The organism is Desulfofustis glycolicus DSM 9705 (assembly GCF_900130015.1).
GTDB lineage: Bacteria > Desulfobacterota > Desulfobulbia > Desulfobulbales > Desulfocapsaceae > Desulfofustis > Desulfofustis glycolicus.
In genome coordinates this window covers 116,871-133,200 of sequence record NZ_FQXS01000001.1, presented here as the reverse complement: position 1 = coordinate 133,200, position 16,330 = coordinate 116,871, and the positions used below count along the sequence as shown (strand labels likewise).

Genomic DNA, 16,330 nt, shown 5'->3' with positions numbered 1-16,330 from the left:
CACATCGGTGCCCGGTCAGAGATCAGGAAAATCGATTTTCCGGTCGCTGGCAAGCGGTATCCGGTGCAGACAGGTGAATGTCTCAATAACTAATAACCGGTAATCCCTTGACTTGAGTCAATTGCGAGCGGACAATACCGTAGTACCGTACTGTCACGGCTACTCGAAAGGAGGTGTTCCCACGCGATTTCTGCGTTCATCTCGGTCTTGGATGGAACGTTGCATCTTTTAAGGTAGATCTGAGCTGTGAACGCCAGCGCACAGTGGCTCTGACGGTTGCGGAGGAAATCTCGAGGGAGAAAGATTATATGAAGACAAAGAGCGGCTTCGGCCGCATCGCACTGATCCTTGCCGGTCTGGTTGCCGGGATCGGAATATTGGCGCTGTTTGTGGCCAATCGCCAGACGCCGACCCATGACGAGGCGAGTCTGGTTGTCCCGCCGGTGACGGTGATAGAGGCCCGGCCGGTACCGTTTCTGATAGAGGTCCGCGGCTACGGTGTTGCCCGTCCCGCCGAGACCTGGCATGCCGTCGCCACTGTCGGCGGCACGGTGATCGAGCGACATCCGGAGTTGGAGAGCGGTACCTTGTTGCCGGCCGGTACGCTGTTGCTGGCGCTTGATCCCAGTCGCTATGAGCTGGCCATCGCCGCCGCCGAGGCCGAACTCGCCGGCCTGGCCGCCGAACAGGAGCAACTCGACACCGAGGAAGAGAACACCCGGCTGCTGCTGGCCTTGGAGCGGGAACGACTGTCGCTGGCCGAGCGGGAACTGACGCGCATTGAGACTTTGGCCGGCAGCGGCGCCGTGTCGCAGTCGCAGTTTGATGAACAGCAGCGAGCCGCCCTCGTGCAGCGCCAAGCCGTGGTTAATCTGGAAAACCAACAGCGGCTCATCCCGTCCCGAAGGCAACGCCTCGAAGCGCAGATCGACCGGGCCGCTACCCAACTCGGCCAGGCGCGACGGGACCTGGCCGATACCCGCTTTGCAGCGCCCTACGACCTGCGGGTCGGTGAGGTAGAGGTGGCATTGCACCGGCAAGTCTCTGCCGGGCAGCACCTGTTTCAGGCTGACAGTATCGAGGCCGCTGAAATCGAGGCGCGGATTCCGCTCACTATGCTGCGTCGCCTAATGAGCGTCGTACCTCATCCGCAGCGCTTCGAAGAAGCTCTGGACATCGGTGAACTGTTTGATTTTTCGGCGATCCGGGCAGAGGTTGCATTGGTGGGGGTCGACGGCGCAACCTGGCCGGGCCGGGTCGATCGGGTGGCAAGCGGCCTGGATCCCCTGACCCGCATGGTCCGAGTGGTGATTGTCGTCGAGCAGCCCTATCGGAGTGCGGACCCGCCACGGCGCCCGATTCTGCAACGCGATATGTTCGTCAGTGTCCGTCTGTCGGCCGCCAGCCCGGAGCCGCTGCTGGTAGTTCCGACCGCCGCGGTGCACCACGGCGAAGTGTATCTCGTCGACGACCAGCAGCGACTGCAGCGTCGCCGGGTCGAGGTCGCCTTCGACCAGCGCGATCTGGCCGTGATTACTGAGGGATTGGCGCCGGGCGAACGGGTGATCGTCGATGACCCGGTGCCGCCGCTCGGAAGCATGAAGGTGAGTCCGCATCTCGATGAGGAACGGGGGCGAGCTCTGCAGCGCATTGCTGCCGGAGAGTCGCGATGATCCGCTGGTTCGCCGCCCATCCCACCGCGGCCAATCTCCTGCTGCTCCTGCTGCTGGCCGCCGGACTGGTTGCCGCGCCGTCGCTGCGGCGCGAGACCTTTCCCGATTACCGGCCGGTCGAGGTTCGTATCGAGGTCGAGTATCGCGGTGCCAGCGCTACTGACGTCGAGGATGCCGTGTGCCGCCGGGTCCAGGAAGCCCTCCAGGGCGTCGATTTTCTCAAGGAATTGGTCTGCGTGGCGCAGGACAATCTGGCCAGTGCCACGGCAACCATGGCGGCCGGCGGTGACGCGATCCGCTTTATCAACGATATCGATACCGAGATAAACGCGTTGACCGATCTGCCGGTCCGGGCCGAACCTCCGGTGGTGCACGAACTTCATCGCAGCGATCTGGTGGCGGCGGTTGCCGTCACCGGCGATATGGCGCTGCCCGCGCTGGAAGACTACGCCATGGCTCTGGAAGAACGGGTGCTGCGGCTGACCGATGTGGCCGATGTTACCATCCGCGGCCTCTCCCAGCGGCAGTGGCAGGTTCAGGCGGATCGCGATATCCTGCGCCAGTACGGGATTTCGGCCCGCGACCTGGCTGTGCTGGTGGCGAGCGGCAGCGTCGATATGCCGCTTGGCACTCTGGAAACGCGGGACCGGGACATCCTGTTGCGCTTCACCGACCAGCGTCGGACGCTGCAGGATCTGGCAGCACTGGTGGTGATCTCCGGCACCGGCGGCGGCGAGCTGTCCCTCGGCGAGCTGGCGACGATCCGGGAAGTCGGTGAGCGTCCCGAGGAGCAGATCTGGTTCAACGGCGAGCGAGCCCTGGTGCTGGAGGTCAGCAAGACCCTGCGCGGTGACGCGCTGGATGTGATGGCTGAACTGGCAGCGCTGGTGACGGCCGAACGGCGGCGGCTCGATGACGGGATACACCTTGCCGTCACCCAGGATATGACCAGTATCGTTCGTGACCGCCTGCAGATGCTGGTGAGCAATGGTTTGACCGGACTGGTGCTGGTGGTGCTGGTGATGAGCTTGTTTTTCCGCCTCCGGTTGGCGTTGTGGGCGGTGCTCGGGTTGCCGGCGGCGTTCATGGGCGCCTTTGCGGTCATGGCCGCAACCGGGCTGTCGCTCAACATGATCACGCTGGTTGCGCTGTTGATGGCCATCGGTATCGTCATGGATGACGCCATCGTCATCACCGACAACATTGCCGTCCAGTCCCGGCAGTATGATTCTCCGCTGGCCGCCGTGGTGGCGGGAACGCGCCAGGTGCTGCCCGGCGTGCTGTCGTCGTTTTTGACCACGGCCGCGGTCTTTCTGCCGCTGTCTTTTCTGGCGGGTGACATGGGCGCCGTGCTCGAGGTGTTGCCGGTAGTCTTGATTGCCGCGCTGGCGGCCAGCCTGATAGAGGCCTTCCTGATCCTGCCGCACCATCTCAAGGGCAGCGTAGCGCGCCTGACCGAGGATCGGCAATCACGGTTCCGGGCGGCATTCGAGCGGGGCTTTGCCGCTTTTCAGGAACGGGTCGGGCGCCTGGCCGATGCGGCCATTCGCCTGCGCTACCTGGTGCTCGGCCTGGTCATCACGGTGTTGCTCGGCTCGGTCGGCTTCATGGCCGGCGGCCATATCGGCAGCGAGGCGATGCCCGATATCGACGGAGACGTGCTGGAGGCGCGTATTCTGATGCCCCAGGGAACGCCGCTGGTGCGGACCGAAGCGGTGGCCCGCCGGGTCGAGGAGGCAATGCGCCGGTTGGACAGCGAATTGACGCCGCAGCAGCCGGACGGGGCGGCCCTGGTGGAGTCCATCCAGGTTCGCTTTAACCACAATCTCAGCGCCCAGGAGTCCGGCGCCCATGTGGCTACGGTCATGGTCGATCTGCTGACCGCGGAGCGTCGCACCGTTTCCTTGGATGACCTGATAACGGCTTGGCGCGAGCAGATCGGCGATATTCCGGGGATCCTCAGCCTGATCATTCAGGAACCGGGCTTCGGACCGGCCGGAATCCCGATCGAGATTCGGTTGCAGGGCGAGGATCTTGACGCGCTCAAGCAGGCTGCCGTGGATATGGCGACATACGTGGCCGGCTATACCGGGGTCTACAATGTCATCGACGATCTGCGGCCCGGCAAGCCCCAGCGCCGTTTCTCGCTCGCTGAAGGAGCCCGGGGGCTCGGGGTGAGTGCCGAGGAAGTGGCTGCCCAACTGCGCGCCGCGATGCTCGGGCAGATCGCCGCCACCCAGCGTATCGGCGAATGGGATATCGAGATTCTCGTCAGTCAGGCCGATCAGGACCGCCGGAGTCTCGATGACCTGGCCGACCAGATCATCCAGTTGCCGGACGGCCGGCAGATCCCGTTGGAAGTGCTCGTTCGGGTGGAAGAGGATCGCGACTGGGCGCGGATCACCCGGATCGACGGTCGCCGTACCGTGGTCGTCAGCGCCAATGTCGATGCCCGCCGTACCAGCGCCCAGGCAGTCGTCAAGGATATCAAGGCCACCCGGTTGGCTCAGTTCTCGAAGAGCCACCCCGGTATCTCGGTGGTGTTCGAAGGGCAGGTGGCCAACTCGGCGGAAACCGGAAAATCGATCGGCCGTGGCCTGCTTGTCGGCCTGCTCGGGATTTTTATCATTTTGTCATTTCAGTTCCGCAGTTATATCGAACCGCTGATCGTCATGTTATCCATCCCGCTGGCCTTTATCGGCGCCATCTGGGGGCATGTGCTGATGGGCTTCTACCTGTCGATGCCGTCACTGATCGGTGCCGCCTCGCTGGCCGGCATCGTCGTCAACAATGCCATCCTGCTCATCCAGTTTATCAAGGTGCACCGGGAGCAGGGCCTTGCCGCGGCGGCCGCCGCCGGCCAGGCCAGCCGTGACCGGCTGCGGGCGATCCTGATCGGCACCGGCACCACCATCGCCGGACTGCTGCCGATATTGCTGGAGACGAGCACCCAGGCTGCGGCGATCCAACCAGTGGTTATTTCGGTAGTATTCGGACTGCTGACCTCCACCGTACTGGTGCTGGTGGTGATCCCAGCCCTCTATGTGCTCTTCGATGACTGGGGGCTGGCTGTCCGGGTCGGCAAGACGACTGATGGATAGATAGGTTCTCCCGCCCGGTGATGCTTTGCTTGCCTTTGTCGATTTGCAACCCTATCGTTGATAGTAACGGAGTACTGCGACACGGCCGGTTCGGATAGCTGGAGAACCACAATCTGCAATTTTATTGAGGAGTGGCTATGATCAAGAGACAACTGCATGACAAGGTATACTGGCTGGGCGCCATCGACTGGGACCGGCGCCTCTTCGATTCATTGATTCCCCTTCCCGACGGAACCTCGTATAACGCATACCTGGTGCAGGGCAGCGACAAGACCGCGCTGCTCGATACCGTCGACCCGGCGATGGCCGAGATGTTTCTGGCCCAATTGGCGGACGTGCCGCGTATCGATTACCTGGTCTGCCACCATGCCGAGCAGGATCATTCCGGGACGATACCGCTGGTGCTCGATCGTTATCCGGACGCCAAGGTGGTGACCACGGCGAAGGCCAAAACATTTCTCATCGATCTGCTGCAGATCGATGAGCAGCGCTTCATTACCGTAGCCGACGGCGATTCTCTTGACCTGGGTGGTGCGACCCTGAACTTTATCCACACCCCGTGGGTGCATTGGCCGGAGACCATGGTCACCTATCTGGCCGAGGCGAAGATTCTTTTCTCCTGCGACTTTTTCGGCTCGCACATCGCCACCAGCGATCTCTTCGTGACCGACCAAGGCCGCGTTCACGAAGCGGCGAAGCGCTATTTCGCCGAGATCATGATGCCGTTTCGCACGGTGATCGGTAAAAACATCGAGAAGCTGGCACCGCTGGCCATCGAGATGATCGCCCCGAGTCACGGCCAGGTCTACGATCATCCCGAGTGGATCATCGATGCCTATCGCGACTGGACGGCTGGCACGCCGCACAACCTGGTCTGCCTGCCGTTCGTGTCGATGCACGGCAGCACCAGGGTCATGGTCGACCACCTGACCGCCGCCCTGATGGAGCGGCAGGTACGGGTCGAACTGTTCAACTTGCCGGTCACCGATATCGGTAAGCTGGCCATGAGCCTCGTCGATGCCGGCACCATCGTGCTCGGCACGCCGACTGTGCTCACCGGCCCGCACCCGATGGCCGCCTACGCCGCTTTTCTGGCCAATGCCCTCAAACCCAAAGCGCGCTATCTATCCATCATCGGCTCGTACGGCTGGGGCGGCAAGACCGTCGATCAGCTGGCCGCGATGATTCCCAACCTCAAGGTCGAGGTGCTCGATCCGCTCCTGGTCAAGGGGCACCCGAGGCAGGATGATCTGGCGCAACTCGACCGGCTGGCGGACCTGATAGTCGAGCGTCACAAGAAAGACGAGTTTCGCCGGTAACAGGTACTGCGACAAGGCACGCTCTTTCGGCTGTCGCCTCGAAGCCGGCGTGCCTTGACTGCCGCACGATGGCAGGCACAGAGCTGGAACTATACACGAGCACCGGGCCCTCACATTGAGGAAGAACCGTTGACGCGCTCGTATTTCCCCTTTTAAGGGATAGAGAATATCCACTTCTGTAGAGCACTATGTCGAAGTGGGCGGGGGACGGGAAATGAGTACAGTGAAGGCACCATTTTTTTCTGGGCAGCATTTGGAAATACGGTGAAAATGGGCGATAATGATGGGAGTCAAACGATTCAAGGTATCCCCCCTGAGCGATAGCCACGACCAGGGACAATGGCCCCGGTTTCTTAATCGGGAGTTATGCCTGAAAAAATGAGAACAGCTGTGGAGCGAAGGGGCTGGAGAAAGCCGCACGGTCCCCGATGAGATCACCCGAGATAAACCTCCTGCCCACTATGTGATGGGTTGTGGCGTATTCGCTGGGAATAAGGGAGAAACGTCGACTCACCAGAGTAGAATATGGCGCTCACGCCATCATTCGATCGGACAAGAAGGAGAAAACGGTCGAGGCGATTGTCCGAGATATCAGCATTGAATCAATCTATCTGTATTGCCGGCTGGAATTTCGTATCGGCGAACGGGTCAGCGTCAGGATTACCCTCCCGGGCCAGGAGAGTGAGCTGGTTATCAAGGTGCCTGGCAAGGTGAACAGAATAGATCCGCACGGGATTGCCGTCGCATTTCACCGCCCCCTCGACTGGTGGCCCGTTTTCACCTATTTTCCGCTGCATAAACTGGAAGATGATGCCATTGAGTCACCGTCAGTGGGCCAGGGGCCACTCATTTCGTAACAGTGCGTTTCCCTGACCTCAGGTTTTCAATGTTTCTGGCGGCAATCGGTTGATGGCAGTATCGCCGCACGTTTCGAACCACACGGGCAATGTCTTCCTGCAGCGCGGTTGAATCAAACGGTCGGAAAGGAAGAAGAGGGGCGACGGCTCCACTTGATCCGGGATACCCTTTTGATTTTCCGTAAACCGATGCAGCCGGCGGTTATGAAACACTCAGGCGTCGGTAGCCGGCACGCAGCAGGGATTCACGGCTGATCATCCCGGTAAAGCGATTGTTAGCATCGACCACCGGCAGCCGCTTGAGCCGCTGCTTGGTCATCAACCGGACGGCATCTTCGATCAGCATGGCTTCACCTGCTGTCGGCGGATCGGTGTGCATCACGTCGCCGGCAGTCGTCGAGGCAATACGCTGCTGGATGTCGCCGCCCGGTGCAGCACCGCCGAACGCACGGGCAAACCGCGCAAAGAGGTAGCCTAGTCCTGCCCGATCCGGTTTGAAATAGCGCAGCAGGTCCTCGTCGGCAATGAGGCCGAGCAGGATGCCGTCGTCATCGACCACCGCCACCCGCTGCAGATCGTTGCTGTCGATGAGGCGGATCACCTGGTCGATCGGTGTGTCGGGCCGGACGGTCAGCGTGTCGCGGCGGGTGATGTCGGCGACGGTACGGAGGTTGCTGAGACTGATCTGCTGTGCCTGGAAGGCTCGCCAGTCGGGCGCCTCACGCATCACTGTCCGGAAGATGTCGAGCCGGGAAAGCATGCCGACGAGGATTCCTTCTGACCCGGTGACCGGCAACCGCTTCAATCGCCTGGCCAGCATCAGGTCGACCGCTTCGCCTAGCTGGCGGTCGACGCCGACGGTGACGGCAGGGGCGGTCATTGCTTCGGCGACCCGTTTGCTGGCCAGCGAGTCGGTGATCGCGTCGAGCACCTTGGTCTCCGATTCGGCCAGTAGACCGAGACGAAGCGGTAGACCGCCGCGGTTCAGTAAATCTCCCTGGGTGATGACACCGATGGGGCGATACTGCCGGTCGACCACCGGCAGCCCGGTGTAAACCGAAGAGAGTAGCAGCCGGGCCGCGTCGATCAGCGGACTTTCGGCAGTTATCGTCTGCGGCTGGGGGGTCATCACGTCACCGACGGTAAGCTGGCGTGGGAAAAAGGTGGTGGCCGCCTTGTGATTGACGACGGTCAACTCGTGCAAGGCGATGATGCCGTCGCCAACCAACTCGTCCAGGCCGGCCAGCACCCGATCGACCGCCGCCGCCGGCAGCAGGATATAGATACGGATCGGCAGGTTGTAGGAGAGTACCTCCAGCCGGCCGGTGGCGACCTCGCCGCTTTCGTAACAGCCGGCGATACCCCGGAAAACGCTGCAGCGGGCGGCGATTTTCAGGCCCTTGATATAGTCCACGACGGCGTCGGCCACCGGTTGATGATCGGAGCGCGCTTCTTCGCTGGTGAAGATCTCGATTGCCCGGTAGTTCAACATCGGCTTCCTCCTATCTCAGGCCGCCCAGTCGCAGTCCCAGATAGGTCAACGACAGCCCGCCCAGGTTGTTGAGAAGGATATTGGTCAATGAATGGAAGACGAGGCCGCTGCGACCGGCGGTCACTGTTTCCAGCGAGAAGGTGGAAAACGTGGTCAATGCCCCGAGATACCCCGTGATCAGCAGCAGTCGGACATCAGGGGTAAGCAGTCGGGCACGGTCGGCCAGGGCGAACAGCAGCCCGATGAAAAAACAGCCGACCAGGTTGACCACCAGTGTACCCCATGGAAAGTGGGCGCCCCAGATGCGCGCGGTCAGCAGGCCGATGCCGTAACGGCTGGCGGCGCCGAGACTGCCGCCGAGCATGACCAGCAGCCATTTGTATCCCCAGATCATTGACGGCTTTCTCCTTGAACGGGTTTTCCGTTTTGCACCTGGTTGAGACAGTCGTGGATCTGCCTGTCGGCGGATCGTCAACCGGACGCGTATCGACGGCAGCCGGTGCGCTGGTTCCGTAGCTCAACCCTTTTCTGCAGTGCTACCCCTTAGGACCGCCTTGCTGCAAGAAAAAAGTTGACCGAAAAAATCATTTTTCCAGGAAGATAAGATGTTTTATCCAGTTCAGCCGGAGGATGAGAGGCGAATGCTGCCTTGTTGAGTAGGACGGGACTGCTTGCCGAATCGACGGGAAAACGATATTCTTTCGGATATCTTACAACTGCCCGAAAAACGCTTTTCCCGTTGTCAGCGTGACGGGGCCGACCGAGGCGTTCCTCACATCCCGGTCGGTTGCGAATACTTACAGGAGTAGCCATCATGAAGAAGCATGTTGTTTTCCCGGCGGTGGTGCTATTGACCCTCGCCCTGTCCACGCCCGCCTTCAATTGCACCACCACGTTGACCGGCAAGGACGCATCGGCCGACGGCTCGGTGATGGTGTCGCACACCGATGACGGGCTCGGAGATCCCCGGGTGGTGTTCGTGCCGGCCATGGACCACCCGGAAGGAGCACTCCGCCCGGTCTTTTACGAGAGCGCCGCCATGGGCTACTTGCCCGAGTGGGGCGGCAGCCAGACCCACCGGTTGGTCACCGACGGCCGCGGCCCCGGTTACCGGAACCCCGATGAGCCGGCCAGCGTACCGCTCGGCTTTATTCCGCAGGTGTCTCATACCTTTGCCTATATCGACGCCAACTATGGGATCATGAACGAGCACCAGGTGTCCATCGGTGAATGCACGGACAAGGCCAAGGTTCATCCATTGCCGGAGCCTGGCAAGCGAATCTTCTATTCCGCCGAGCTCTCGCGTGTGGCCCTGGAGCGCAGCACAACCGCCCGCGAGGCCATTGCCGTGATGGGCAGGTTGATCGATACCTATGGCTATTACGGTACCGGCGAAACCCTGCTGGTCGCCGATCCGAACGAAGGGTGGGTCTTTGAAATGGCCGGTTACGATCTCAACGGTACGGATGGCGTCTGGGTGGCCCAGCGGGTGCCGGACAACGGCTTTTTCGTGGCGGCGAACCAGTTTCGCATTCGCGAGATTCGTGAAGGCGCCGACGATATGATCTTCTCGGCCAATATTTTCGATGCTGCCCGGACCAATGGCTGGTGGCGGCCCGAGGACGGTCCGCTGGACTGGGCGCGGGTCTATGGCGACGGCGAGTTTCATCATCCCTATTACTCGCTTCGCCGCGTTTGGCGCGCCCAATCCCTGGTCGCCTCGTCCTTGGACCTGCCTGCCTGGGTGGATGGGCCGTTTACCCGCAGCTATCCCTTTGCCGTGGTTCCGGACCAGAAACTTAGCGTGCAGGATGTTATGGCCGTTCATCGCGACAACTATGAAGGCACAGAGTTCGACTTGACCACCGGACTGGCCGCCGGACCGTTCGACAACCCGAATCGGTTCGAGGGCGGCGCCGAAGCGACGATGGACAAGCAGGGCCGGATGACCACGCTCAACGGGGCGTTTGAGAGACCGCTCAATATCTATCGCTGTGCCTATGTCTATGTCAATCAGTCCCGTTCCTGGTTGCCCGACCCGATCGGCGGCGTCAGCTGGATCGGTCTCGATCGCCCGGCCACGTCGGTGTTGCTGCCGTTTTATGCCGGCGGACTCGGGCTGCCGCGCTCGCTCGAGGTGGCCGATGTACTTCGTGTCGACCGGGGCAGCATGTGGACCGCGTTCAACTATGTCGCCAACTACGCGATGCTCAAGTATTCCTATATGATCAAAGATATCCGAGCAGAGCGGGGTCGTTTTGAGGCCCGGGGCTTCGGCGGCCGGCACGAGGTTGAGGCCCGGGCCCTGGCCCTGTGGCAGAGCGGCGATGAACAGGGTGCCCGTCGACTGTTGACCGAGGACAGCGCGGCCCATGCCGACGAATTGCTGGCAGCCTGGTGGCAGCTTGCCGATCACCTCTATATCACCTACAACGACGGCTACATCAACACTAAGGAAACGATTGCCCAGCCGGTCTTCTATCCTGCCTGGTGGCTTGAAGCGGTGGGGTATCAGAATGGCCCCCAATCGTATGAGAAGCCGGCGACCAAATGACCTCGCAGCAGAGAGGAACCGACCATGACTACACGATCTTTTGACGACTTTCGTATCGATCTGGCGCGCTGTCTGCGGCGCAACCGAATCAGCCGCCGGCAGGCGCTCTGGCTGATCGGCGTCGGCACGCTCTGTCCGTCGACGATCAGCCTGCAGGGCTGCGCCACCTCGCCGGTGACTGGAGAGAGTATCCTGGTCGGCATGACCGAGGCCCAGGAGCGGGCGATCGACGCCCAGGTCTCGCCGCACCAGTTCTCCCAGGATCTCGGCGCGGTCCAGGACGGCCGGCTGAACGATTATGTGACCGAGGTCGGCCGGCGCGTCAGCCGGGTGAGCCACCGACCGGACATGCCGTATTCCTACCGGGTGCTCAATGCCAACTATGTCAATGCCTACACCTTTCCCGGTGGGGCGATGGGGGTGACCCGCGGCATCGTCTCGGAACTGGACAACGAGGCCCAGCTGGCAGCCTTGCTCGGTCATGAGACCGGCCATGTCAACGCCCGCCACGCCGCACAGCGCCAAGGCCAATCGTTGCTGGCACAGGTGGCGGTGGTCGGCCTCAATGTCGCCGTCCGCGATTCCCAATGGGGGGCGCTGCTCGGTATGGGCAGCCAACTCGGCGCCAGTGCGCTGCTTGCCAGCTATTCGCGGGACAACGAGCGGGAGGCCGATGCGCTCGGCCAGGATTATCTGGTGCGGGCCGGCTATCCGGCCGACGCCATGGTCGGTCTGCAGCAACTCCTCGTCGATCAGGAGAAACAGGCGCCGGGCCTGCTCGAGACGATGTTCTCTTCGCACCCGATGAGCAGTGAACGGCGTGATATCGCCCGGCACCGGGCCGAGACCGTCTACGCCGCCACCGAGGGTGCCGATCCGCACCGGGAGCGATTCCTCGACCGAACCGCCGGTCTACGCCGACTCAAGCCGACCATCGAGGCCTGTCAGAACGGCGAGTTGGCCATGACCAAGAAACAATTACCGGAGGCGGAAAAACAGTTTCGTACGGCGTTGACGAAAACCCCGCGAGATTATGCCGCCACCATTCGCATGGCTCAGTGCCTTCAGGCGCAGGGCAAGGGGCAACTGGCGCTGCGTTATGCCGACGCCGCCCGAAAAATCTACCCGGAAGAGGCCCAGGGCCACAAGCTGGCCGGTATTCTGGCGCTTAGCCAGCGCGAGCCGGCGGCCGCTTACCAGGCCTTCGACGATGTCGATCGAACCCTGCCCGGTGACGCCGGTATCGCTTTTCTCAAAGGCGTGGCCGCGGAAGGAACGGGTGACAAACGGCTCGCCGCCCGTCACTATGCCGCCTATCTCAATCTCGGCCAGCGTGGGCAGGCAGCGCAGTATGCCTACGGGCGGCTGCAGAAATGGGGACTGGTGAAATAGGGGTACATGCCGATGGCAATCGCTGATCTGATTACCGCCGCCCGGGGGCAGCGCCCGGTCGACCTGCTGCTGACCGATGCCCGGATCGTCAATGTTTTCAACGGTTCGATCGATGCCGGCTCGGTTGCCGTTGCCGACGGGTGCGTTGTCGGTATCGGTGACTATCAGGCACACCACACCGTTTCGCTGGTGGGCCGGTTCCTGGCTCCCGGTTTTATCGACAGCCATGTCCATATCGAAAGCGCGATGACCTCCGTCTCGGAATTCGTCCGGGCGGTGCTACCGCTCGGCACGACGACGGTGGTTGCCGATCCCCATGAAATAGCCAATGTGCTCGGCCTTGGTGGCATTGAGGCGATGCTGGCGGCGGCGGAGCAGCAGCCGATGAACATCTATTACGGGCTGCCGTCCTGTGTGCCGGCCACGGCCATGGAAACCGCCGGTGCGGTACTCGACGCCGCGACGCTGGCCCCGTTGTTGGCCAACGAGCGGATTCTGGCCCTGGGCGAGATGATGAATTTCCCCGGCCTGCTGGCCTGCGACCCGGACGTGCTCGCCAAGATCGAGGCGACCCACGAGCGGCGCAAACCGGTGGACGGCCATTGTCCCGGACTGGCCGGCAAGGAGCTGGCCGCCTATGTCGCGGCCGGTATCTCCAGCGATCACGAGTGCATCTCGGCCGCGGAGGCCCGGGAAAAGCTCGCGATGGGCATGCATATCATGATCCGGGAAGGGACCGGTGCCAAGAACCTGGCCGATCTGCTGCCGATCATCACCCCGCAGACCGAGTCGTTTCTGATGTGGTGTACCGATGATCGGCATCCCGGCGACATCTGCCGCGAGGGGCATATCAATTACCTGGTGCGGCGAGCGGTGCAGGGCGGCATCGATCCGTTGACCGCCATCCGCATGGCCACCATCCACCCGGCCCGCCGTTTCGGATTGACGCATCTCGGGGCGATCGCGCCGGGCCGCCGTGCCGATCTGCTGGTGCTGCCGGATCTCGAGAGTTTTGTGCCGACCGCTGTCTACAGCGGTGGCCGTCTGGTTGCCCAGGCCGGGAAGATGCGTCCGGAGATCCCGAGCCCGCCGGTGATGGAGTGCCCGCCGACAATGCGGGTGCGTACCGACTCCCTCGACCTGGCGATTGGTGCAACCGGGACGACCGGCCAGGTGATCGAACTGGTTCCGGGCCAAGTCGTTACGGGCCGACGGACGGTCCGTCTGACGTGCCGGGACGGACTGGCCGTGGCCGACCCGGAGCGCGACCTGCTCAAGCTGGTGGTGGTCGAACGGCACCGGGCCACCGGCAATGTCGGCAAGGGGTTCGTTTCCGGCTTTGGCCTGCGGACCGGAGCACTGGCCTCCAGTGTCGCCCATGATTCACACAATATCGTCGCCGTCGGCGTCAGTGACCGCGATCTGCGCCAGGCCATCGATGCGGTAATCGGTCTTGGCGGCGGCCAGGTGGTAGTTGCCGGCGGTCGGCTGGTCGCTTCACTCGCGTTGCCGCTGGCCGGGCTGATGGCGGTGCTGCCGCTTGATCAGGTGCGGCAACGGATCGAGGAGCTGACCGCCGCCGCGCGAACCATCGGTGCCGTCCCCGGTGATCCGTTCATGGCCCTGTCTTTCCTGGCTCTGCCGGTTATCCCGGAACTCAAGCTCACCGACCAAGGTCTCTTTGATGTGACGCGTTTTTGTCACGTACCGCTGTTTACCGATTGATCCGTCCAGCCGGCCGGTGCCCGTGTCTCCGGTTCAGCCGTCGCTGTGCGCTCAGGCCTCGGCCCGATCCTCGGCGGTCAGGGCCGGCAGTGCGGTCTTGTATTTCACCTGCTTGAGCGCGATGCTCGATTGAATGTTGGCGATATTGGGGATGCTCGCCAGTTTGTCGGTAATAAAGGCCTGCAATGATTTGAGGTCTTTGGCGACGACGCGAAGCAGATAATCGGACGCGCCGGTCATCAGATAACACTCCATGACCTCGGGAAACCGCTCGATCTGCCCTTCGAAAATCTTCAGATCTCCGACCACCTGACGTTCCAGCCTGATCTCGATGAAGACGCTGACCGGCCAGCCGAGCTGATCGGCGTCGAGCAGGGTGTTGTAGCTGCGGATCACCCCCCGCTCTTCCAACTCACGGACCCTCCTGAGGCACGGTGCCGGCGAGAGGTTGACCGCTTCCGCCAGGGCGACGTTGGTTATCCTGGCCTGGTGTTGCAGTGTGTCGAGAATCTTCAGGTCGGTCTGGTCCATTAATGTATTTTATTGCTAAATTTCAATAAAAATAAAATAATATTGCTCAATATATACAATATAAGCCATAAAAAGCAATTATATTCTGCATATCCTTTGCTATAATTCAAGATATTCAGGACTTGTTCTGCACAATCCATGTGTGCAGTTCTCACCCCATAGTGCGTCGCGGCGCGGATCGAAGCCACAGGAGGGCAGGATGAACATCAAGCGGTGCCGACAATACTCGGTATTTCTGGAAAATCGGGTCGGAGCCCTGGCGGAGGTATGCACTATCATTGCCGACCGGAAGATCAACCTGCACGCCATCTGCGCCATCGATACCATCGAAGAATCGATTCTGCGCATTGTTCCGGAAGCGGGCTCGGAAATCGGTCGGCTTCTTGATCAGGCCGGCTTCAGGTCGATCGAATCGGAGGTATTGCTCGTCGAACTTGTCAATCAGCCGGGTGCCACCGGCGATTTGGCGACCCGTCTGTCACAGGCCGGTATCAATATCAATTACGTCTACGCCAGCGTTCACCCTCAGTGTCAGCAAGCGACCCTGGTGCTGCGCGTCGGGGACATCGACCAGGCGTTGGCCGTTCTGCAGGGGGAGGGGGCATGAAAACCTACGTCGACTGGAACGTGAAGCGGTTGAACCTGCGGCAGATGGTGGCCCGGCGTGATGAGAGGATCCTGCTGGCCATCGGGGTGTCCAACGGCATAGAGGCCCGCCAGCTGCACCACTGTATCTACGATCTCTACGAGCAGAAGGCCGTTCCCGACTATATCGGCGGCTTTATCACCTTCGTCTCCGGCTATCTCTGTGCGGCCAATTACGGCCTGCCGGACATGGACTATATCCTGCGCCACGAGATCGTCGAGCACACCAATATCATCGAGCAGGCCACCTGGCTGGCCGCCCTGGATACCGGCTCACCGGCCCTGCCGATCGGCGTCGATATCGATACCGGCTACGGCAACGAGCCGTCTTCGATCGTCCTGACCTGTCGCCAGGTCCACAAAATGGGCGGGCAATACGTGCAGATCGAAGACCAGTACGCGATCAACAAGACCTGCGGCCACATGGACGGGGCCTGCGGCAGCGGCAAGCAAACCATTTCCGCCGAAGAGATGATCGAGCTGCGGCTGAGGCCTGCGGTCGATTTCGCCCGGTGCCAGGACGATCTGATGGTCATGGCCCGGACCGACGCGGTGGCCGCCGACGGCTTTGCCGAAGGGCTGCGGCGCGGGCAGCTCTACGCCGAGCACGGCGCTGAGCTGATCTTCATCGAGGCCTTGCTCGACGATCGCCAGCTTGCTGATGCGGCTGCTGCGTTCAAGGGTTCCGAAGCACTGCTGGTGGCCAATATGATCGAGGGCAGTCCGAAGACCCCCTACAAAAGTCCCCGTGAGCTGCATGAAATGGGGTTCGGCATCGGTCTTTATTGCGTCGGGCTCGGCTTGACCACGCGGGCCGCGCAGCAGCGTTACTTCAATATCCTCGGCAAGGGCGAGTCGGTGACCAGCGGGATCGAACTCGATGCCAATCGCTGGTTCGAGGGTTTTAACAAGATCATCGGCCGGCAGCAGACGGAGCGGTTCAACAGTATCTTCCGCAGCTGACGGCAGCGGGTTGCCCCGGGCCGTCGGCAAGTGCGAACACGCAGTCCGGCCCGGGGCATTTGACCACTTTTTTATCGT

At 61.7% G+C, this 16,330-nt stretch carries 12 protein-coding genes; 9 read left to right on the top strand and 3 right to left on the bottom strand.

What is annotated here, in order from left to right; all coding sequences use genetic code 11:
• The first annotated feature begins 308 nt into the window (after positions 1-308).
• From BUC26_RS00620 to BUC26_RS00605, 4 genes are all read left to right on the top strand, one after another.
• On the top strand, positions 309-1,673 hold the full coding sequence (locus BUC26_RS00620) for an efflux RND transporter periplasmic adaptor subunit (RefSeq protein ID WP_073372894.1): 1,365 nt from the start codon (positions 309-311) through the stop codon (positions 1,671-1,673).
• The gene (locus tag BUC26_RS00615) at positions 1,670-4,774 is read left to right on the top strand and encodes an efflux RND transporter permease subunit (protein ID WP_073372893.1); all 3,105 of its coding nucleotides are present in this window, start codon (positions 1,670-1,672) and stop codon (positions 4,772-4,774) included. Before BUC26_RS00620 ends, BUC26_RS00615 begins: the two co-directional genes overlap by 4 nt.
• A gap of 137 nt (positions 4,775-4,911) precedes the next feature.
• Positions 4,912-6,093, top strand: coding sequence for an FprA family A-type flavoprotein (locus BUC26_RS00610; RefSeq protein WP_073372892.1), 1,182 nt, complete (start codon positions 4,912-4,914; stop codon positions 6,091-6,093).
• A gap of 473 nt (positions 6,094-6,566) precedes the next feature.
• Positions 6,567-6,950 (top strand): PilZ domain-containing protein, encoded by a 384-nt coding sequence (locus BUC26_RS00605; protein WP_073372891.1) that lies wholly within the window; start codon positions 6,567-6,569, stop codon positions 6,948-6,950.
• Positions 6,951-7,152: 202 nt separating this feature from the next.
• On the opposite strand, the gene BUC26_RS00600 is transcribed toward BUC26_RS00605, so the two are convergent.
• Together BUC26_RS00600 and crcB are read right to left on the bottom strand one after the other, a co-directional pair.
• Positions 7,153-8,442 (bottom strand): DUF190 domain-containing protein, encoded by a 1,290-nt coding sequence (locus BUC26_RS00600; protein WP_073372890.1) that lies wholly within the window; start codon positions 8,440-8,442, stop codon positions 7,153-7,155.
• 10 nt (positions 8,443-8,452) lie between these two features.
• Positions 8,453-8,836: a fluoride efflux transporter CrcB gene (gene crcB, locus BUC26_RS00595; protein ID WP_073372889.1), complete on the bottom strand. Its 384-nt coding sequence runs from the start codon at positions 8,834-8,836 to the stop codon at positions 8,453-8,455.
• Positions 8,837-9,256: 420 nt separating this feature from the next.
• Here crcB and BUC26_RS00590 point away from each other — a divergent pair, with 420 nt between their 5' ends.
• From BUC26_RS00590 to ade, 3 genes are read left to right on the top strand one after another with little or no spacing between them, the layout of a single operon-like run.
• Entirely contained in the window at positions 9,257-10,996 is a 1,740-nt protein-coding gene (locus BUC26_RS00590; protein ID WP_073372888.1) for a dipeptidase, read from the top strand.
• A gap of 24 nt (positions 10,997-11,020) precedes the next feature.
• Positions 11,021-12,388, top strand: coding sequence for a M48 family metalloprotease (locus BUC26_RS00585; protein ID WP_073372887.1), 1,368 nt, complete (start codon positions 11,021-11,023; stop codon positions 12,386-12,388).
• 12 nt (positions 12,389-12,400) lie between these two features.
• Entirely contained in the window at positions 12,401-14,113 is a 1,713-nt protein-coding gene (gene ade, locus BUC26_RS00580; RefSeq protein ID WP_143165866.1) for an adenine deaminase, read from the top strand.
• A gap of 51 nt (positions 14,114-14,164) precedes the next feature.
• Here the strand turns inward: ade and BUC26_RS00575 are convergent, their stop codons facing one another.
• Positions 14,165-14,644 (bottom strand): Lrp/AsnC family transcriptional regulator, encoded by a 480-nt coding sequence (locus tag BUC26_RS00575; RefSeq protein ID WP_073372885.1) that lies wholly within the window; start codon positions 14,642-14,644, stop codon positions 14,165-14,167.
• Positions 14,645-14,843: 199 nt separating this feature from the next.
• Between BUC26_RS00575 and BUC26_RS00570 the strand changes: the two genes are divergently transcribed.
• Entirely contained in the window at positions 14,844-15,251 is a 408-nt protein-coding gene (locus tag BUC26_RS00570; protein ID WP_073372884.1) for an ACT domain-containing protein, read from the top strand.
• Positions 15,248-16,252: an isocitrate lyase/PEP mutase family protein gene (locus BUC26_RS00565; RefSeq protein WP_073372883.1), complete on the top strand. Its 1,005-nt coding sequence runs from the start codon at positions 15,248-15,250 to the stop codon at positions 16,250-16,252. The genes BUC26_RS00570 and BUC26_RS00565 overlap by 4 nt, the downstream gene beginning before the upstream one ends.
• Positions 16,253-16,330: the final 78 nt, after the last annotated feature.